This window comes from Enterococcus sp. DIV0703 (assembly GCF_051711065.1).
GTDB lineage: Bacteria > Bacillota > Bacilli > Lactobacillales > Enterococcaceae > Enterococcus_B > Enterococcus_B hirae.
Genome location: NZ_JBIOLX010000001.1, coordinates 893,344 through 913,829 on the forward strand (window position 1 = coordinate 893,344; position 20,486 = coordinate 913,829).

Annotated in this window: 15 protein-coding genes; 13 read left to right on the forward strand and 2 right to left on the reverse strand. The window is 37.6% G+C overall.

Going from position 1 to position 20,486, the window contains the following annotated elements:
• The first annotated feature begins 51 nt into the window (after positions 1-51).
• The 5 genes from rsfS (at position 52) to IGK81_RS04165 (ending at position 4,582) form a co-directional block, all read left to right on the forward strand.
• A complete protein-coding gene (rsfS, locus tag IGK81_RS04145; protein WP_010719657.1) occupies positions 52-375 on the forward strand; it encodes a ribosome silencing factor in 324 nt (107 codons plus the stop codon).
• 1 nt (position 376) lies between these two features.
• Positions 377-1,117, forward strand: coding sequence for a class I SAM-dependent DNA methyltransferase (locus tag IGK81_RS04150; protein ID WP_034700545.1), 741 nt, complete (start codon positions 377-379; stop codon positions 1,115-1,117).
• A 374-nt stretch (positions 1,118-1,491) separates the two neighbouring features.
• Positions 1,492-2,646, forward strand: coding sequence for a nucleotidyltransferase (locus IGK81_RS04155; RefSeq protein WP_034700543.1), 1,155 nt, complete (start codon positions 1,492-1,494; stop codon positions 2,644-2,646).
• Positions 2,647-2,928: 282 nt separating this feature from the next.
• A complete protein-coding gene (locus IGK81_RS04160; RefSeq protein WP_010719654.1) occupies positions 2,929-3,648 on the forward strand; it encodes a YebC/PmpR family DNA-binding transcriptional regulator in 720 nt (239 codons plus the stop codon).
• 295 nt (positions 3,649-3,943) lie between these two features.
• Positions 3,944-4,582: a hypothetical protein gene (locus IGK81_RS04165; protein WP_010719653.1), complete on the forward strand. Its 639-nt coding sequence runs from the start codon at positions 3,944-3,946 to the stop codon at positions 4,580-4,582.
• A gap of 111 nt (positions 4,583-4,693) precedes the next feature.
• On the opposite strand, the gene helD is transcribed toward IGK81_RS04165, so the two are convergent.
• Positions 4,694-6,973, reverse strand: coding sequence for an RNA polymerase recycling motor HelD (gene helD / locus IGK81_RS04170; protein ID WP_034700541.1), 2,280 nt, complete (start codon positions 6,971-6,973; stop codon positions 4,694-4,696).
• Positions 6,974-7,171: 198 nt separating this feature from the next.
• Here helD and IGK81_RS04175 point away from each other — a divergent pair, with 198 nt between their 5' ends.
• From IGK81_RS04175 to IGK81_RS04200, 6 genes are all read left to right on the forward strand, one after another.
• On the forward strand, positions 7,172-8,965 hold the full coding sequence (locus IGK81_RS04175) for a heavy metal translocating P-type ATPase (RefSeq protein WP_431393573.1): 1,794 nt from the start codon (positions 7,172-7,174) through the stop codon (positions 8,963-8,965).
• A gap of 113 nt (positions 8,966-9,078) precedes the next feature.
• Positions 9,079-9,258 (forward strand): 2-hydroxymuconate tautomerase, encoded by a 180-nt coding sequence (locus tag IGK81_RS04180; protein WP_002287649.1) that lies wholly within the window; start codon positions 9,079-9,081, stop codon positions 9,256-9,258.
• Between the two features lie 326 nt (positions 9,259-9,584).
• On the forward strand, positions 9,585-11,525 hold the full coding sequence (gene thrS / locus IGK81_RS04185) for a threonine--tRNA ligase (RefSeq protein ID WP_034700539.1): 1,941 nt from the start codon (positions 9,585-9,587) through the stop codon (positions 11,523-11,525).
• Positions 11,526-11,799: 274 nt separating this feature from the next.
• Positions 11,800-12,654, forward strand: coding sequence for a hypothetical protein (locus IGK81_RS04190; RefSeq protein ID WP_034700538.1), 855 nt, complete (start codon positions 11,800-11,802; stop codon positions 12,652-12,654).
• A 362-nt stretch (positions 12,655-13,016) separates the two neighbouring features.
• Positions 13,017-13,865, forward strand: a complete 849-nt coding sequence (locus tag IGK81_RS04195; protein ID WP_034700537.1) for a MurR/RpiR family transcriptional regulator — start codon at positions 13,017-13,019, stop codon at positions 13,863-13,865.
• 259 nt (positions 13,866-14,124) lie between these two features.
• Positions 14,125-16,278, forward strand: a complete 2,154-nt coding sequence (locus IGK81_RS04200; RefSeq protein WP_010738122.1) for a peptidoglycan D,D-transpeptidase FtsI family protein — start codon at positions 14,125-14,127, stop codon at positions 16,276-16,278.
• Between the two features lie 71 nt (positions 16,279-16,349).
• Here IGK81_RS04200 and IGK81_RS04205 read toward each other — a convergent pair whose 3' ends face one another.
• Complete coding sequence (locus tag IGK81_RS04205) at positions 16,350-17,159, reverse strand: Cof-type HAD-IIB family hydrolase (protein ID WP_301554821.1); 810 nt, start codon at positions 17,157-17,159, stop codon at positions 16,350-16,352.
• 310 nt (positions 17,160-17,469) lie between these two features.
• Between IGK81_RS04205 and IGK81_RS04210 the strand changes: the two genes are divergently transcribed.
• Both IGK81_RS04210 and IGK81_RS04215 read left to right on the forward strand, forming a co-directional pair.
• Positions 17,470-18,906: an NCS2 family permease gene (locus IGK81_RS04210; protein WP_034700533.1), complete on the forward strand. Its 1,437-nt coding sequence runs from the start codon at positions 17,470-17,472 to the stop codon at positions 18,904-18,906.
• Positions 18,907-19,258: 352 nt separating this feature from the next.
• On the forward strand, positions 19,259-20,455 hold the full coding sequence (locus tag IGK81_RS04215; protein ID WP_034700532.1) for a multidrug efflux MFS transporter: 1,197 nt from the start codon (positions 19,259-19,261) through the stop codon (positions 20,453-20,455).
• Positions 20,456-20,486 lie beyond the last annotated feature (31 nt).

The window sequence follows — 20,486 nt, forward strand, 5'->3', positions numbered from 1 at the left end:
ACCCATTAGGAGGAAATTACTATAAATAGCAAAGAACAACTACAAATTGCAGTGCAAGCTGCCGATTCAAAACGTGCAGAAGATATCGTTGCTTTAGATGTGAGAGAAGTATCTTTACTAGCAGATTACTTCATGATTTGTTCGGCAAACAGTGAACGACAACTAAATGCAATTACAGAAGAAATCATTGAAAAAGAAGAAGAAAACAATTACGAAGTAAAACGTATCGAAGGAAAAGAAGGCGGAAAATGGATCCTGATCGACTTAGGAGATCTGATCATCCATGTTTTCCATGCGCCAGAAAGAAGTTTCTATAATTTAGAAAAATTATGGTCAGATGCACCACTTGTTGACCTAAATGAATGGATCGATTAATATGGCTTACGAAACATTTGCTTTCGTTTATGATGAGGTAATGGATGAAACCTTATATCAACAATGGTTAGATTTCTCAAAACGACACTTACCAAGTGAAACATGTAATATTTTAGAATTAGCTTGCGGAACAGGTGCTCTAGCTGTTGCCTTTGCTAAAGCTGGGTACCATGTCACAGGGTTAGATCTTTCAGAAGAGATGTTGATGATTGCTAGCCAACGTGCCTTTGAAGAGGAAACACCAATCCAATTTGTTGAAGGAAACATGCTTGATCTGTCAGAAATTGGTCAATACCAAGCAATCACATGTTTCTCAGATTCTTTGTGCTATATGAAGAATGAGCAAGAAGTGCAGCAAGTATTTGACGAAGTGTATCAAGCGCTGGAAGAAAATGGACGATTTATATTCGATGTTCATTCTATCTATCAAATTGACACGGTTTTTCCTGAATATAGTTACCATTATCAAAATGATCAGTTTGCCTTTTTATGGGATAGCTACCCAGGCAAGGTAAAGCACAGTATTGAACATTTCTTGACTTTCTTTGTGGAAGATCCCGAAGAAGCAGGTAAGTTTATTCGAGAAGACGAACTGCATCAAGAACAAACTTATTCTTTGGATAATTATTTAAGAATGTTAGAAAACAGTGGCTTTTCTAAGGTAGAAGCGTTTGGTGATTTCACCGATGAACAACCAAAAGAAGATACAAAACGTCTCTTTTTTGTGGCATATAAGGAATAGGACACGAAAAAAGTCTTTTGTTGAATACGAAATATTACCTTATCGCGAGGTGTAATCGCAAAAAAAACTGCTGTGAATCGCGTTGTTTCAGATAGTATTATAATAGTATAAAAGTAACGAATAATGGCCAAGACGAGTAAATCATCAACAAAGTCTGCGCCAAATAGTGACGTTTTTCTGCTAAAAAACGAAAAAAATACTTTAGAAATATCTTGATGAAAAATAAGCTGAAGCGTCATTTAAAAAGCAGGAGAAACGATTTTTCGATTTCTCCTGCTTATTTTTTTACAGTTAAAAACCAAATTGATCATTTTAGGATTGACCGAAAGAATGAACTGTTTGTTTTATTCCTATTAAGAAATGGAGGAAATGCGATGAAAATTTGTGGCATTATTGTTGAATATAATCCTTTCCATAATGGGCATCGCTACCATGCGGAAATGGCTCGTGAACAAACGGGCGCAGATATCGTGATAGCAGTGATGAGTGGAAATTTTTTACAGCGTGGTGAGCCTGCAATTATCGACAAATGGTCCAGAGCAACTGCTGCCCTCCAAAACGGAGTGGATTTGGTCATTGAACTACCGATAGAATGGTCTGTGCAATCAGCAGATTACTTTGCCAAAGGAGCTGTGCGATTATTACAGATGCTCGGCTGTACACATCTTTGTTTTGGTACAGAAGAAGAGTCGACATTTAATTACGAAGCTTTTGGGAAATTTGTACAGCAAAACCAATTAAGGATTGACCGTGAATTTCAACGTTTATCTGACCAAGGAATGAGCTATCCGCAGAAGATGACAGCAGTGTTCAACACACTTTATCCAGAAATCGCTCTCGATTTTTCTTCTCCTAATCACATTTTAGGGTTAAGCTATGCGAAAGAAAATGCCCAGTATGCCCAGCCAATGAAATTAGTACCGATTACCAGAAAAAGTGCTGGTTATCACGATGAAGAATGGAGCAGTTCCTCCATCGCAAGTGCGACCGCTATTCGCAAAGCGCTCAGTGAACAACGCTCCGTAACGAATTTTATACCTGCTGCCACCGCAGCGATGATCGAAGCAGGTTCGCAACAAACATGGGCGAATTACTGGCCCTTGTTACGTTATCGTTTGCTTTCTACGGAGCTAGCCAATTTGAAAACTATCTATCAGATGACGGAAGGACTTGAAGTGAGAATGCAATCGGCTGCGAAGAAAGCCAGTTCTTTCGAGGAATTTGTCACTTTAGTCAAGACGAAAAGATATACTTGGACGAGAATCCAACGTTTAGCTTGTTACGTATTATTGAACATCCATCATGAGGAAATCCATGACCAACAAGCTAAATGTTACTTGAATATTTTAGGATTCACCAAGGCAGGACAACAGTTTTTAAAAGAAAAGAAAGAAATACCCTTGATCTCAAAAATCGGCAAAAAAGAAGCAGAATTGGCACACCTTTTGGTTCGGAGTGATCAAATCTATCAACTCGGTGGGGCGATACCTGAACAAAATTTTGGAAGAAGACCTTATGTTTCGAAATAAACCTGGTTGGTGGGAACAAAGTGAAATGACTAATCTGAATGAAAGTTTAGTTCAATATTTTGAATATGTCGCTTTGTAAAAAATTCTTTGTCTAGCTTGTTGAGTAGCTATTCCAAGAGACGACTATAATCGATCATACAAGGAAACACCTCCCTAAAAAATGACTAGATTTAGAAAAAATACTTCACAGAATCCAGATTCACAAGTATAATGGAACAGGACGTTTTTGTGCTTAACCACTATCAGAAATGAACGATCAAAATTAGAAAGCGAAGTGAGAATATGGGACGTAAATGGGCAAACATCGTAGCGAAAAAAACCGCAAAAGATGCAAATAATAGCCGAGTTTATGCAAAATTCGGGATTGAAATCTATGCAGCAGCAAAATCAGGTGATCCAGACCCACACGCTAACCAAAAACTACGTTTCGTCATTGAACGCGCGAAAACTTATAATGTACCTAAACATATTATTGACCGTGCAATTGAAAAAGCAAAAGGTGCGGGAGATGAAACTTATTCTGAATTACGTTATGAGGGATTCGGACCAAATGGCTCAATGGTCATCGTTGATACCTTAACAAACAACGTGAACCGTACAGCTGCTGATGTACGTGCTGCTTTTGGTAAAAACGGCGGAAATATGGGTGTTTCTGGAGCTGTTTCTTACATGTTCGACAATACAGCGATTTTTGGTTTTGCTGGCGATGATGCAGATGAGATCCTTGAATATTTGATGGATAAAGAGATTGATGTACGTGATGTCATGGAAGAAGATGGACAAATCATCGTTTATGGTGAAGTTGCTGACTTCCACAGTATCCAAGAAGCATTGAAAGAAAAAGGAATCACTGATTTTTCAATTGCTGAGATCCAAATGATTCCTCAAAATGAAGTGACACTTTCACCAGAAGACCAAGAAACATTTGAAAAAATGATTGATGCGTTGGAAGAGTTGGAAGATGTTCAACATGTTTTCCATAATGTAGCATTGGAAGACTAAACGATAAAAACGAATGAAGGTTGTGAAAGCATCGGATAGCTTTCGACTTGCGATTTATCCGTTTTTTGTTTTTACACCTGCTAATAGTCTGGGACGATTCGTCTCTCAGACTATTTTTTTATGCTTAAAAGAAGATTATTCGTTCTGAAAAAACAGTAGTTTATGACGAATCAATGATTTTATCTTTTTTTCGTATGTTTTATTTTTTATTCTGTTTCGTCCTGTGTTATTATTGATATAGACGTATTATTGGAAAAATGATACATAGGAATGTGGATGTAGGCGGGGAAATTTTATGGAAGCAAAAATTAGTTTAGAGCCTTTTGAACGTATTTTAAGCGGTTACCAAAAGATCGAAGAGTTAGCTGTGAATATCACGGACTGTTCAAAATTAGCAAAAAAATATGCCCATTATGGTGTAGAAGGTTATCGTTTAGGAAATTACGTAGGTACTGGTTACCTTAATCGCTATTTGGAATGTATGGTTGATCGCGTCCCCATGTTGATTTATAAAAGAAATTATTTAATCCCTTTACTTTTTAGACGTTCAGATTCAACCTTTCGATTATTTGAAGAAAATTATCGTATGGAAGCTTTCTTTCGTTTGTTAGAATGGAGCTTAAAACATCAACCAACAAAAATCTTAATTGAAAAAAATGAAAAATATGATTCTAAAAAAGTAAAAGTGATCGACAGTGCTTATCTAGCTTTTCGTTTATCAGAAATCCTTGATAGTGGAGGCTATCCGATCAGTAACTTCCGATCAATCGAACAGTTTATTGATTGGAATCGAATTTATCGGCTGATAGATAACGGGGGGATTGGGCGTCATAGTAAAGTCTTTGATCCTGAGTATCCTGAAAATATAGAAGAATTGCGAATGATTATTTCATTAGTTAAATTAAAGTATCCAGATACTGAATCATTTGTTTAAAAGGCGAGGTTGTGACTAAGTGGTTAGCTTCTTATTCTTGAAGCTACTTCTTTAACACCGTTTATTAAGAATAAAGGGCTGTGACAAAAATTTTGTCACAACCCTTTATTTTTATATATTGATAGTGGTATATAATGCTGGGTCCATGGATTCAATCAAAGGACTTTCAGATTCAGAAGTAACTAAAACGAGTTCGTGCATGGCTCTTGTACACATGGTGTAAAGAACTAATTGATCTTGGTCAGTGGCAAAGTTTGTATCATCGATTCCCCATAAGAAAACGCGATCAAACTCGAGCCCTTTTGCCAAGAATGCTGGTAGTAGGACGATTTGTCGTTTCATAAAATCTGTTTCATCAGAAATCAATTGGACACGATCTTTTAAGTAATCGGGCAACTGTTCATAGAGTTGTTCACACTCAGTCTGTGTTTTACAAATGATTGCGGTACGCCAGTAACGGGTATTTTCTTGAGCCGTTTCAAGCGTAGTTTTTAACCAATTTAATCGTTCTTCTAAGGAGGAACCTTTCACGATAGAAGGAAGCGTACCTTTGCGAGCCGTCGTTTCTACTTGGTTTTCCTCAGTAAGAAAATGATTCGCAAAATCCGTGATCTCTTTTGTTGAACGATAGCTGGTCGTTAACTGGAAGTGTGTGATTTCTTGGTCTTTAAATAGTTGATCCAAAGAGCCAGTAATCGTTTCATTGCCGAAAACATTTTGATTTAGATCACCACAAAAAGTGAGATTAGCTTTTGGATAGATCGCTTGTAAAAGAGCTACCTGAGCGGGAGCGAAATCTTGCATTTCATCGATAAAGATATAGCGAGCTTTTTGCATCACAGACACTGGATGGATGCGACGCATCAGCAAGAAGAATAATACTGCATCTTCTTGTCGTAGTTCTCGTTGACGAAGCTTCTCTTTTAATAAGGATGAATGATCGTTCCACATCGTTGCGCTAATGTCATTTTTAGCCAACAGCGCCTGAGGTACGGTTTGTAAAAAGTGAAGGTATTGTTTGGTCAAATTGACAAATTGAAACTGATTGATTCCGCGGTAGATTCGACGGAATCTTTTCTTCACGATTTGATTCGCTAGTTTTTTCCGTAAAGACTGTTCTTTTTGCTCCGTATACTCAAGGTTCGGATCATTCGCATATAAGTCTTGCAATTGTTCTTCTGCTAATTCTTTGACCCATTTTTGACGCATCTCATCTTTTTGGAGTCCACCCAATTTTTTTAATAATTTTGTTTGCAACAAGGAGAGACGTTGATGTAACGGTAAGAGTTCATTGGTTTCTTGATACCATTTGCGGATCGATTCTTTTGCTAAAATCGTCCGACCGTTAATTTTCATATCTCTAAACAAGGGACCAAAACCAGTAATATGATCGATATAACGATCAATCTGATGGATTAGTTGAAGACCGCTTTTGAAGGTTTGGATCGGGTCCTTGTCTCCAGATAAAAAACCAACTTCTTGTTGCTCTTCTTCTAACAATGAAAATTCAGGTAATAACTGTTCCAAATAAGACTTGAAGGTTTGCGTAGGTACACCACTTTCACCTAAAGAAGGCAAAACAGTCGAAATATAGTCAGAGAAAAGATGATTAGGAGAAAAAAGTAAAACGTTCTCGGCATCTAACCATTTTCGATTGTGATAAAGTAAAAAGGCGATCCGTTGTAATAAAGCGGATGTTTTTCCACTACCAGCGATTCCTTCGATCAACATCACTTGACTTGTTGTATCACGAATAATGGCATTTTGGGCTTTTTGGATCGTAGAGACGATATTTTTCATATGCGCACTTGAGGCATCGTCTAGGATCTCTAGTAAGAAATCATCGTTGATCACTTCAGAAGTATCCACCATCGAAATAATTTTTCCGTCTAAGATTTTAAACTGACGTTTCAGCAGTAATTCAACATTGATTTTTTCAGTATCTGTTTCATAGAAGGCTGGTCCAATTTCCCCTTCGTAATAAAGGTTAGCAATTGGGGCACGCCAGTCGATTACGATTGTTTCTTCAGAGAGATCTCTTAAAGAAGCGATTCCTAGATAAAGTGTCTCTGCGTCTGTTTCTTCTTTAAAATCGATTCGGGCAAAGTAAGGGTTGTCTTCCATAACTGTTAACGTTTGGAGCCTTTTTTGCTGCGATTCAAGCGTATGGTATTTTAAAAGCAATTCTTGCTCATGTTGGCGGTATTCGACAGCTGATTCATAAAAGGATTCATTAGACCCACCTCTGATTTTATGGCTGGCGGTGTCTTTCGTAGAATCTTGCATCTCTTGGGTAAGAGATTGTTGTTTAGTGTTTAATAGCTTTTGTTCAAGCTGGATCAACTGAATGGTTTCATCCACGTGTTGTTGTTCTAGTTGTCTTTCATTCATTGCGTATATTACTCCTTCCGCCGTAAATAACGAATTAAAAGTATAGCACAAAAAGTGAGAAAAAGGTATCTTTGACTATTCGTTTGAAGGAAAGTGAAAGAAGAAAATCAATGAGAGTGAGAGTTGTTTTCAGTTAAGTGTAAATAGTTTTCATTCTAGTTCTAAGTCAGTATCCTAAAATTGTAGGGAGTGAACAATATGACACATTTTAAAAAATTTTTAATCACCGTTTTGATTGGAATGACTGCACTTATTTGCGAATTTATTTTTAAACGACCCACACTTGCATTTCTGATTATCGCGATCACGGGTGGTATTTTGGCTTTCTTTATGTTTATTGAAATGATCAAAACATTACGTTCAGGTAAATATGGTGTGGACATTCTTGCTATCACAGCGATTGTTGCGACATTAGTGGTAGGAGAGTACTGGGCCAGTTTGATGATCCTGATCATGTTGACTGGCGGAGACAGTTTGGAAGACTATGCCAATAAAAAAGCTAGTCGAGAATTGCAAACGTTATTGGACAATACACCACGCACAGCGCATCAATTGATGAATGACCAATTGAAAGATATTCCAGTAGAAGCTGTTGAGATCAATGATTTATTAGTGGTGAAACCAGGAGAATTAGTGCCCGTTGACGGAAAGGTAGTGAAAGGTGAGTCGCAATTTGATGAGTCTTCATTAACGGGTGAAGCCAAACTTGTATTAAAAAAAGCAGGCGATGAACTGATGTCTGGCTCAGTCAATGGGGACGGTTCCGTTCAAATGATCGTTGAAAGAAGAGCAGCTGATAGTCAATACCAACAAATTATTAAATTGGTCGAAGAATCAAAAGAAAAACCAGCTCATTTTGTTCGCTTAGCGGATCGCTATGCGGTGCCTTTTACATTGATCGCTTATTTAATCGGAAGTATTTCCTGGTGGGTCACGAAGAATCCTGTTCGTTTCGCAGAAGTTCTCGTTGTTGCTTCACCTTGTCCTTTGATTTTAGCTGCACCGATTGCTTTAGTGGCTGGAATGAGTCGTTCAAGTAAAAACGGAATCGTCATCAAAACAGGAACTGCCTTGGAAAAATTAGCACGAACCAAGACAGTTGCATTTGATAAAACGGGTACCATCACTAAAGGGGTCCTCGAAGTAGCAAGTATTCATCCAGAAGCTGGTGTAACATCAGAAACGCTCTTGGTCTATGCGGCAAGTGCGGAACAAGAATCAAGTCATATATTAGCTCGATCACTAGTCCATGAAGTCGATAGCGAAAAATTATTGCCAGTGAATGAATTAAAAGAAATCACGGGGCAAGGAATACAAGCTAGAGTAGATGGACATTTCGTTAAAGTTGGCAGAGCTTCATTTGTCGGTGCCAAAGAAAGCCAATCTACTAAAACAGCTATCTATGTTGCAATTGATGACCATTTTTCGGGTACGATCTTATTTTCAGACGTGCTGCGTCCAGAAGCACAAGCAACGATTGAACAATTGAAAACAATGGGTGTAGCGGATTTGATGATGATCACAGGGGATGGACCGGCTATCGCTGAATCAATTGCAAAGGAGGTTGGGCTCACGGCTGTTCATGCTCGTTGTTTGCCGCAGGACAAATTGAATATCCTTGAGAGTATTCCCGAAAGTGAACGTCCCGTAACGATGGTGGGCGATGGGGTCAACGATGCTCCAGCTTTGACGATCGCAGATGTTGGAATAGCCATGGGCGCACACGGATCAACGGCAGCTAGTGAAAGTGCTGATGCGGTGATACTAAAAGATGATTTGACAAAAGTTGCTACTGCTATAACGATTTCCAGAGATACGATGAAAGTAGCGAAACAATCTGTTTTAATCGGTATTTTTATTTGTGTTTTTTTAATGCTGGTTGCTAGTACGGGTGTAATCCCCGCTTTGTTTGGAGCGGTTCTCCAAGAAGTGGTAGACACTGTTTCGATTTTAAGTGCGTTGCGGGCTAAAAATGAGCGATCCCACACGTAACATCAGAAAAGACCTTTTCTCTTTGCTTTTTTTGCGGTATGATCATAGCATAGAAGAAGGTTTGAAAAGACCACTTACATTTAAGATAGCAATCATTAAAAGGAGACGAGACAATGCCATTTGTACACGTAGAACTAGTTGAAGGACGTAGTCCAGAACAATTAGAAAATATGATGAAAGATATTACAGAAGCTGTTCATAAAAATACCCAAGCACCAAAAGAACATATCCATGTGATTATCAATGAAATGAAAAAAGGCACTTATGGTGTAAATGGTGAATGGAAAAAATAAGTCACACCCACACTTGATTTTTCTTTTTATTAGTGGTTAAATAAACACATAGTTGATTGATGAGAAAGACAACTGAATTTGAGAGTCTTCGATAAGAGAGGAAAAGCCAGGCTGAAACTTTTCCAGAAGAAAACCAAAGGATGACCACTTTCGAAACCTTTGTTGAAACAAAGGCGGTCGTACCGTTATAACGCTCAAGGAACGTGTAAACGTTCGAAATTAGGTGGAACCACGAATCTTTCGTCCTAGTATCTCTTTTATGAGGTGCTGGGACTTTTTTATTGGTGTCAACTCATTCAATCAAAAAATCAAAGGAGGCTATTTTAATGATAAAAATTACTTTTCCAGATGGCGCAGTGAAAGAGTTTGATGCGGGAATCACGACTGCTGAGATTGCTGCAGGTATTTCTAAAAGTTTAGCTAAAAAAGCATTAGCCGGTAAAGTGAACGGTCAATTGATTGACTTGAATCGTGGCATCGAAGAAGATGCATCAATCGAGATCGTTACACCTGACCACGAAGATGCATTAGCATTGGTACGTCACTCAACCGCACACTTGATGGCACAAGCTATGAGACGCTTGTACCCAAATATCCATTTCGGTGTCGGACCAGCAATCGATTCAGGATTTTACTATGACACAGACAACGGTGAAAACCAAATCAGTGCCGAAGATCTTCCAGCAATCGAAGCAGAAATGATGAAAATCGTGAAAGAAAACTTACCGATCGAACGTAAAGTTCTTTCTAAAGAAGAAGCTCTGGAAATCTTTGCAAGTGATCCTTATAAAGTAGAATTGATCAGTGAATTACCAGATGAGGAAGTAATCACTGCTTATCAACAAGGAGAATTTATCGATTTATGCCGTGGACCACATGTCCCATCAACCGGTCGTATCCAAGTCTTCAAACTATTATCTGTAGCTGGAGCTTACTGGCGTGGAAATTCAAACAATCAAATGATGCAACGTGTCTATGGGACAGCATTCTTTGATAAAAAAGACTTAAAAGAATTTATTCGTCTACGTGAAGAAGCAAAAGAAAGAGACCACCGTAAATTAGGAAAAGAACTAGATCTATTTATGGTATCACCACAAGTTGGCTCAGGCTTACCATTCTGGTTACCTAAAGGTGCAACGATTCGTCGAACAATTGAACGTTATATCGTTGATAAAGAAATCAGCTTAGGTTACCAACATGTCTACACACCAATCATGGGAGATGTAGAATTGTATAAAACATCAGGTCACTGGGATCATTACCAAGAAGACATGTTCCCACCAATGGATATGGGTGATGGTGAAATGTTAGTTCTTCGTCCGATGAACTGTCCGCATCATATGATGGTCTATAAAAATGCGATCCATTCCTACCGCGAATTACCAATCCGTATCGCTGAACTAGGCATGATGCACCGTTACGAAAAATCAGGTGCGCTATCAGGTTTACAGCGTGTTCGTGAAATGACATTGAACGATGGGCATACCTTTGTACGTCCTGATCAAATCAAAGATGAGTTTAAACGTACGTTGGAATTGATGGTCGCAGTTTACGCTGACTTCAATATTACAGACTATCGTTTCCGTTTGAGCTATCGCGATCCGAACAACACGGATAAATATTTTGATGATGATGCTATGTGGGAAAAAGCGCAAGTGATGTTAAAAGCCGCAATGGATGAATTGGAATTGGATTACTTCGAAGCAGAAGGAGAAGCTGCTTTCTATGGTCCAAAATTGGATGTTCAGGTCAAAACAGCTTTAGGAACAGAAGAAACATTATCAACGATCCAATTAGACTTCTTGCTTCCAGAACGCTTTGATTTAACTTATGTTGGTGAAGATGGTGAAAATACACATCGTCCAGTAGTTATCCACCGTGGGATCGTTTCAACGATGGAACGTTTTGTTGCTTATTTAACTGAAGTTTACAAAGGAGCTTTCCCAACTTGGTTAGCACCGATCCAAGCAACGATCATTCCTGTTTCAGTTGAAGCGCATAGTGACTATGCTTATGAAATCAAGGAACGTCTACAAATGAAAGGGCTACGTGTCGAAGTAGATGATCGTAATGAAAAAATGGGTTATAAGATTCGTGCATCACAAACACAAAAAATACCATATCAACTAGTCGTTGGTGATAAAGAAGTGGCTGATGCAACGGTCAATATTCGCCGATATGGTAGCAAAGAAACTTCAGTAGAAGATCTCAACATGTTCGTTGATGCGATGGTTGCTGAAGTCCAAAATTATAGTAGACAAGGTTAATTTCAATAGTTGGAAAAGTGACCTGACTACCCTAGAATGTAAGATCAAACCGATGGTGTCGAAAATCGAAAACGATTTTTGATACCATCGGTTTTTTACTAAGCGGATTGTTACGCTTCTCCCATATCTTTTTAAGAGTTAAAGCTAAATCGTGCAATTTGAAACAACAAAGCGATAATGAGAATCTTTTTTTCTGAAATTACGAAAAGATGAATAAGCAAGCCTTTCATCTTATGCTATTATTAGGTTGAAAAGGAAAAAAGGAGGGCTGAAAATGGGAACTTTTTTTACAAATAAAAGGCTAAATAAAAAAGGAAATAACGTAGCTCAAAATGAGTTAAGCGAGCAAACAAATGAAATGCAGTCAAAACAAGCCAATCGTAAAAAAAAGAACTTAGCAGTAAATTTAATCGTAAAAATTGAACATGCGATTAAACAAAGGAGTCAACATAAATCCACAAATCAAAAAAATTCGAAGTCCGTTGGTCCCGCTAAACGAATGTTGGAATTGATTAGGCGAGATTTTTCTATGCTTGAGAAAATACTAAATAATACTTACCAGGAAATCCATAAGCTTGACCGCTCTTTCAGAATAAAAATGATCAGTTACATAAGAAACGATCGGAAAAGAATGGCAACAAAAATTCGTGCGTTCAAAACAACTTTGATTCCTCATAAAAGTAATTTTACGAATCAAATCGAAATAGCTCCTCGTGCTAAGACTGAAATGGAGAATATTTTACCTATAACGAAAATCAAAATGAAACAAAGAAATGAAGAGCAGACAAAACTTGGTCTCAGAAAAAATTTGTTTAAGCAGTTTTTCAACCGACTGTTATATTCCAATAGCCAAAAAATGCGGAATCAAGACTTGAATAAAATAGTAGTAGAAAAAATACAGCAAGAAAAATATGAAGAAAAACAAGTGTTGTTAACAATGGAACAAATATTAGCAAGATCGTCAAATAGAAATGATATGCCAGAACAACTTTTCAGTCGATCAATACAACCATTCGAGAATACTAAGGAAGAAAGACTAGCACAAATAAGTGAGAAAATCCAACATGCTATGAACTTCTCAACTTCTAGGAATCAATTAGGAGCAGCACATGCGGAACACCAACTCTAAAACTTATGTCATGACATCCATTTATAAATTGGAGTTCAATACTCGTGACTTCTATCAAGAGTATTCAACGTGAGACAACAAAATTTTCATGATAAAGAGTGCAACTATCATATGAATGATAGGATAACCAGGAGCTGCAATCGTCCATTCTTCTTGAAAAATTAATCTTTTATCTAAGAGTCCAAGGCTTGCCTTGGGCTTTATTGCTGTAGCTGAACCTCATCAATTATTTTTTAGCCTCATACTTTTTCTCCAACATTTATTTACAGATGATGACAAAATTTTATTGTCAGACGTCACGATCTTATTAGTGGGATATGGTATACTTAGCTAGACTGGAAGAGAAAAAGGAAGTGAGACAAATGAGCGTTATTAGCCGTATTGAGAGCATGATGGAGGAGTATTCTTCAACTGAAAAAAAGCTCGCTGATTATATCATCAAAAATGTAGAAAAAATTCCCACGATGACTGCGAACGAGTTAGCAGAAGCTGCTGGGTTAAGTGCGCCCACAGTTGTCCGATTTTCCAAAAAAATTGGGTTTCAAAGTTTGACTGACTTCAAAATAAATATTTCGACCGAGTTACAAACCGGTATCGTTGAAGGCTTCAGTGATATTCATCCAAACGAATCATTTTATTCGATCAAACACATTTTGGGAAATAATGCGCAAGTGGCAATCAAAGAAACGGTGGACATTTTAAATGAAGAAAAAATTCAAGAAGTGGTTGAGACCCTGGAAAGTGCTGAAACAGTCTTTTTATATGGCGTGGGCGCTTCATCTTTAGTGGTGGAAGACATTTTGCAAAAATGGTCTAGAGTAGGCAAACCCATTATTTTTGAAAAAGATATCCATGTTTTACTTCCTCAATTAGTAAGCAATGAAACCAAAAAAGTATTATGGTTAGTCTCCAATTCTGGTAGTAGCGCGGATGTCGTAGCAGTTGGAGAAATCGCAAAAGATTTAGGCATTGAGGTAATTGCTTTAACGCAATTTGGAAATAATCCTTTAAGTAAGTTGGCGGATGTTGTTGTACAAACCTCACGTCCAAAGGAAATTACCAATCGAAGCGCTGCTACAAATTCTTTGCTGGCTCAGTTTGTTACTATCGATATTATTTTTTATTTATATATGACAAAGAATGAACAGTTGGGGGAAAAAGTTCGTGAAACCAGACAAGTAATTAAAGGATACTTTGGTTCAAAACGGTAAGAACATTATAAAAAGTTTTCCACAGTAAAAATATCATTTGTTGTGTTTCACGATAAGAAAATGATGAATTAAATAAAAAACTTTATTTTTTAAAGGTTTGAATTGTTTGAAAACTTGACACGATTTTATCCTGTGAAACAAAAAAAGAATATCAACTTGAAATAAGTTAAAGAATTTATTAGTGATTTTCGTTTCTTCTTTTTTATTTCAAGAAATTTAGGTACAATGAAACATAACAGTAAGTAGGAAAAAGATAGGAATGATGAGAGAGTTTATGAAAAAACTATTAAACAATTCATGGATGGATAAATTGAAAAAAGGTGCACAAGAGCCGAAAAACAAAACATTTCGACGTTCCCATGTCCCTTTTCGGTTGAATTTTCTTTTTTTCATCATATTTACATTATTCGTCGCATTGATTGCACGATTAGGTTATCTACAAATCGTTAATGGCGAAGCAATGGAAGCCAAAGTGAAATCATCATCGACACTAACGATCCAAACCAGTTCTCCGAGGGGGATGATTTACGATTCGACAGGTAAACCATTGGTGACGAACCAAGCGAATCAAGCAATTACTTTCACCAGAGGAACAAAAATGACGGCAGAGGATCTGCTTAAAGTAGCGACAAGACTAAATCAATTAATCAATGTGCCAGTTGATGAAAATTTAACTGAACGAGATAAAAAAGACTTTTGGTTAGCTGATCCTAAGCATTTGAAAGAAGCAACGGAACGCTTAACAGCAAAGGAAAAACAACTTGATTCCAGCGATCAATACAAAGCGTTAGTTGACAAAGTAACTGATAGTGAAATCAACTTCAATGAAGAACAATTAAAAATCGCGACAATTTTTAAACGCATGAATAGTGCGTATGAATTGAACACGGTATTTATCAAAAATTCAGGTGTGACTGATCAAGAATTAGCGGTTGTTTCCGAACATGCTTCAGAACTACCTGGAGTATCCACAGGAACCGACTGGACACGTCAATACACGGCTGCTGACTCAATCAAAAGTATTTTAGGTAGTGTGACAACAGAAAAACAAGGTTTACCAGCTGATGAAGTAGATGAATACTTAGCTAAAGGCTATTCTCGTAATGATCGTGTGGGACAAAGTTACCTTGAAAAGCAATATGAAGATGTTTTACAAGGAACAAAAACCCAATATGAAGTAACCCTCGATAGTAATGGGAATGTAACGAATCAAAAAGAAATCTTTGCTGGTGAAAAAGGGTCCAACCTCATGTTGTCTCTTAACGCTGATTTCCAAGCCAAAGTCGAAAATATCTTAAAGACAAACTACCAAAAATTAGTGGATAGTGGAAAAGCGACTTATTCGCCAGGGGCGTATGCAGTAGCGATGAATCCACAAACCGGTGAAATATTGGCTATGACAGGATTTAGTCACCAAGAAGGGTCCAAAGAGTTGACAGAAAATGCTTTGGGGAATATTACTAGCGCCTTTACTCCAGGGTCAGTAGTCAAAGCAGGTACGTTAACTGCTGGTTGGCAAACGAATGTGATCTCAGGTAACCAAGTGTTAGTCGATGAGCCAATCAAATTACAAGGCTCTTCTGAAAAGAGTTCGGTCTTTAATCGAAGCGGGCGTATTGCAATCAATGCAGTCAAAGCACTTGAACTATCATCGAATACGTATATGATCAAAGTTGCGTTGAAAATGCTGGGATTGGAATATACACCAAATATGGGACTTCCTTCACTAAATGAAGAGTCAAAAGCCTATGAAGAATTACGTAAAGCGTTCAAACAGTTTGGCTTAGGAACAAAAACTGGGATTGATCTACCAAATGAATCACCAGGGATTTCTCGTTCTGTTGATTTTATGAAGAAATTTAATGCAGATAATGGTGCTCAATGGTACACACCAGGTAACTTTACTGACTTAGCTTTTGGTCAGTTTGATACCTATACACCGATCCAATTAGCGCAATATGCTTCAACTGTAGCCAATGGTGGTAAGAGAATCCAACCTCGTTTAGTCAAGGGAATCTATGGAAATGATGAAAATGGGAACCTTGGTCCGGTGAAAAAAGAGCTGGAAACAAAAGTCGAAGATACCGTTGATATTTCTCCAGCTGATATGTCGATCCTTCGTGAAGGATTCCATCAAGTTGTTCATGGAACAGATGCGTATACGACAGCTAAACCTTTAGCTAGTGCAAAAATGGATTTGTCTGCTAAGACTGGTACAGCCGAAACTGTAGCTGAAGGTCATCCAGATATTACCACAGTAAATAGTAATATCGTGGCCTATGGTCCGAGTGATAACCCACAAATTGCAATTAGTGTCGTTCTACCGAACTTATTAGATGAAAAAGATCATATGAATCTAGTCATTGCAAAAGAAATCATGGACACTTACTACGATATGTTCATGGCAAAATAAAAAGACCAACAACTAAAAAGACCGTTCCAGAGAAATACAATTTGTTTTCTCTGGAACGGTCTTTTTTGATTTTAAAGGGCTAATAAGTCTTCTAGATACGTAGCTAAGCCATCTTCTTGGTTGGTGTGTTCAGTGACATCGTTAGCAACGCCTTTTAATTGATCGGTACCATTTTTCATTGCAACTCCCCAGCCAGCATATTCTAATAGTTCCAAATCGTTATGTTCGTCACCAAAAGCAATGACATCTTTTTGATCGATATCAAGGTAATTGGCAATGCGATGAACGCCTTTGGCTTTTTCAATTCCTTTAGAAACGATTTCTAAAATAGCCATTGGTCCTCCCCAAGTACGAACATCAACAAAATGACCGAATTGACGGGTTAATTCAGCTGAAACTTGTTCAGCATAGCATTTTTCTGTTCGAACCAGTAAAGAGGTTGGATCAGTTGTCAGATTTTTAGGCGATAATAAATTTTGAGGGCTAGGATTTGATGCAGCAAAAATTTTTTCATCAAAAAAATCAAAGCTGTCAATAAAATAAGTTTCACGATTTTCTGCAGCAATGAAATCTAAATTCAATTGGCGTTTTTGAGCTAAAATCTCGAATACGATGCGTTTATCGATCGAGGTTTCTTTTTCATGAGCCCAATATTGATTAGGGATATGTACTAAAGCACCGTTAAAGTTGACCATCGGTGTAGACAATCCTAATTGCTGATAATAATGATAACTCATTCGGAAGGGGCGCCCAGTAGCAATACTGACATGGTGACCAGCGTTAATCGCTTTTTTTAATGTTTCTTCAGTTTTTGAAGTAATGATTGAATCGGGATTTAAAGTTGTTCCGTCTAAATCAATGGCAATGAGCTTTCTATTCAAAAATGTCATTCCTTTCAATGCTAGTATGTGTTTCAGTCTAGCACATATATTTTTTTTAACAAGGTGCAAATGTAAGGGAAAAAGAAGTCTTTTTTAAATTAAAGAGAATGGATACATTTTGTTCAATAACCATTTATAAAGTAAAACACGAACATTAAGCATTTTTTTATTGCTTTTTTTAATCATTTTATTGAAAAGCGAACGAATTATAATTATAATCAATAATTGTTCGACGTAAACGGAATAGTTGACTTATTTTATTTTATTATTTGATTTTACGTCAAAAAAATTCAGGGAGTGGAAATTTTTTATGGAAAAGTTTTTCCAATTAAAGAAAAATAAGACAAATGTACCAACAGAAATCATGGCTGGGGTTACGACATTCTTTGCAATGAGTTATATCTTATTTGTAAATCCAACCATTTTGTCAGCATCAGGGATGCCTTTTCAGGCAGTGTTCTTAGCAACAATCATCGCTTCGATCATTGGTACTTTGGTAATGGGGTTGTTTGCAAATGTACCGTATGCGCAAGCACCTGGAATGGGATTAAATGCCTTTTTTACTTTTACAGTAGTTTTTGGATTAGGTTATTCTTGGCAACAAGCTTTAGCGATGGTCTTTATTTGTGGGATGGTCAACATTTTTATTACTGTGACCAAAATACGAAAATTGATCATTCATTCCATTCCTGAAAGTCTACAACATGCGATTGGAGGCGGGATCGGGATCTTTGTCGCTTATGTTGGGATCAAAAATGCAGGATTTCTCTCTTTTTCAGCTGATCAGGCAGCAATCACTAGTTCGGTGGTTGACGGAGGCAAGGCAACGAATGTCACAATCAATGGTGGGATCGTTCCAGCTTTAGCCAACTTCAATAATGCACCGATTTTATTAGCTGTGATCGGTTTGATTTTAACAGCGATCCTGGTGGTAAAAAATGTTCGTGGTGCGATGTTGATCGGGATCGTGGCAACCACTATCTTAGGGATTATGATGGGGGTCGTTGATTTAAGTACGATTGATTGGCAAGCTAATTCATTAGGAAGTTCATTCAAAGAATTAGGCACGACTTTTGGTGCTGCTTTTGGACCAGAGGGGATGCAATCATTATTTAGTGATTCTTCAAAGATTCCACAAGTAATCATGACAATCATTGCGTTTAGTTTATCGGATACATTTGATACGATTGGGACGTTCATTGGAACAGGTCGCCGTACGGGGATCTTCTCAAAAGAAGATGAAGAAGCATTAGAAGATGGCAAAGGTTTCAAGACAAAAATGGATAAAGCGCTCTTTGCCGATGCCATTGCGACATCTGTAGGAGCAATCTTTGGAACATCAAATACGACGACTTATGTAGAATCTGCTGCAGGTATCGGTGCTGGTGGACGAACAGGTTTGACCTCAGTAGTGGTTGCAGTCTTATTTGCATTAAGTAGTTTCTTTTCACCATTGATTTCTATCGTTCCAACTCAAGCAACTGCACCTGCATTGATTTTAGTTGGTGTGATGATGATGGCTTCATTCACAGATATCAATTGGCTTGACCTGGAAGAAGCACTACCAGCATTCTTTGCTTCAATCTTTATGGGATTATGTTATAGCATCTCTTATGGGATTGCTGTCGGCTTCATTTTTTACACGATCGTCAAAGTAATCAAAGGGAAATTCAAAGAAATTTCAATTCCATTATGGATCGTTGTGGTCTTGTTTATCCTTAACTTTATTATTTTAGCAACGATGTAAACCAGCCCAACTGGTAGCTGAACTATTTTCTTAAAGAACCAGCTAAAAAGTCAGGAAACAGCAACATGAGTAAGTTTACAATAAAAAGTAGCACAAATTTAATAAGAAAAAACGCTTTTTGCCATCACCATTTGAATGATTCGAAAAAAGTAGTATTTGCACTCTTAACGATTTTATATAGTTGTTAAGAGTGTTTTTTTGTAACATAAGATTTTCACTGTTAAGATAGTAAATAAGTAGAAGATAGTACTGCTCGGAACAAAACCTTTCGTCTATATAGTAACAATACATAATTTATGCTGTTTCAAAAAGAAATTTTTTGCAAAGAAACATAAAGAAATGAGGATGATCAATGAAGATACAATGGAAGAAAAATTTATTCGTGGCTTGGATCGGCTGCTTTTTTACAGGGGCTAGTTTTAGTTTAGTTATGCCATTTATTCCTGTATATGTAGAACAATTGGGTACACCAAGTGATCAAGTTGAGTTGTTTTCCGGTCTAGCGATATCTGTTACTGCCTTTGCTTCAGCTATCGTAGCGCCAATATGGGGGAATTTGGCAGATCGTAAAGGACGAAAGCTCATGATGATCCGAGCTGCCGCAGGGATGACGGTAACGATGGGATCGTTGGCCTTTGTTCCCAATGCGTATTGGTTACTGGTCATGCGTTTTTTAAATGGCATTTTATCAGGTTATATTCCTAACGCGACTGCGATGATTGCTTCACAAGCGCCAAAAGAAAAAAGTGGTTGGGCATTAGGAACTTTATCGACTGGAGCGATTGCCGGCAGTTTGATCGGGCCATCTATGGGAGGTGCGCTGGCACAGTGGTTTGGTATGGAGAATGTTTTCTTGATTACTGGGGTATTATTACTTGTAACAACACTTTTAACCATTTTCTTGGTAAAAGAAGATTTTCAACCAGTAGAAAAAAATGATATGATCAGTACAAAAGAAATCTTTGCCAAAATGGATCATTTATCCATTCTGATCGGATTATTTGTGACCACTTTGATTCTTCAAATTGGTATCACAACTATCAGTCCTATTTTGACCTTATATATTCGTGAGCTAAGCGGGAATTCAGGAAATATTTTATTTGTTAGTGGGTTAATCGTTTCGGTTTCAGGTGTGTCTGCAGTTTTTTCATCTCCTAAACTAGGGAAATTAGGGGATAAAATAGGGAACCAAAAAGTACTGCTTGCAGGGCTAACCTTATCTTTTTGTTGCTACTTGCCCATGGCTATTGTAGCGACCCCTTTACAGTTGGGGATCTTACGGTTTATTCTTGGTTTTTCAACGGGAGCGTTAATGCCATCCATCAATACACTCATCAGTAAGATCACGCCGCCAGAAGGAGTGAGTCGAATCTATAGTTACAATCAAATGTGTAGTAATTTTGGACAAGTCTTTGGACCGATGGTGGGCTCGACGGTTGCGCATGCCTTTAACTATCGCGCAGTGTTCATTGCTACAAGTCTCTTTGTTTTATCTAATATCTTATTATCTTTATTTAACTTCAGAAAAGTTCTTCGACAACGCTTCTGATCAGATGATGAAAAGATCGTGTGTCGCTTTC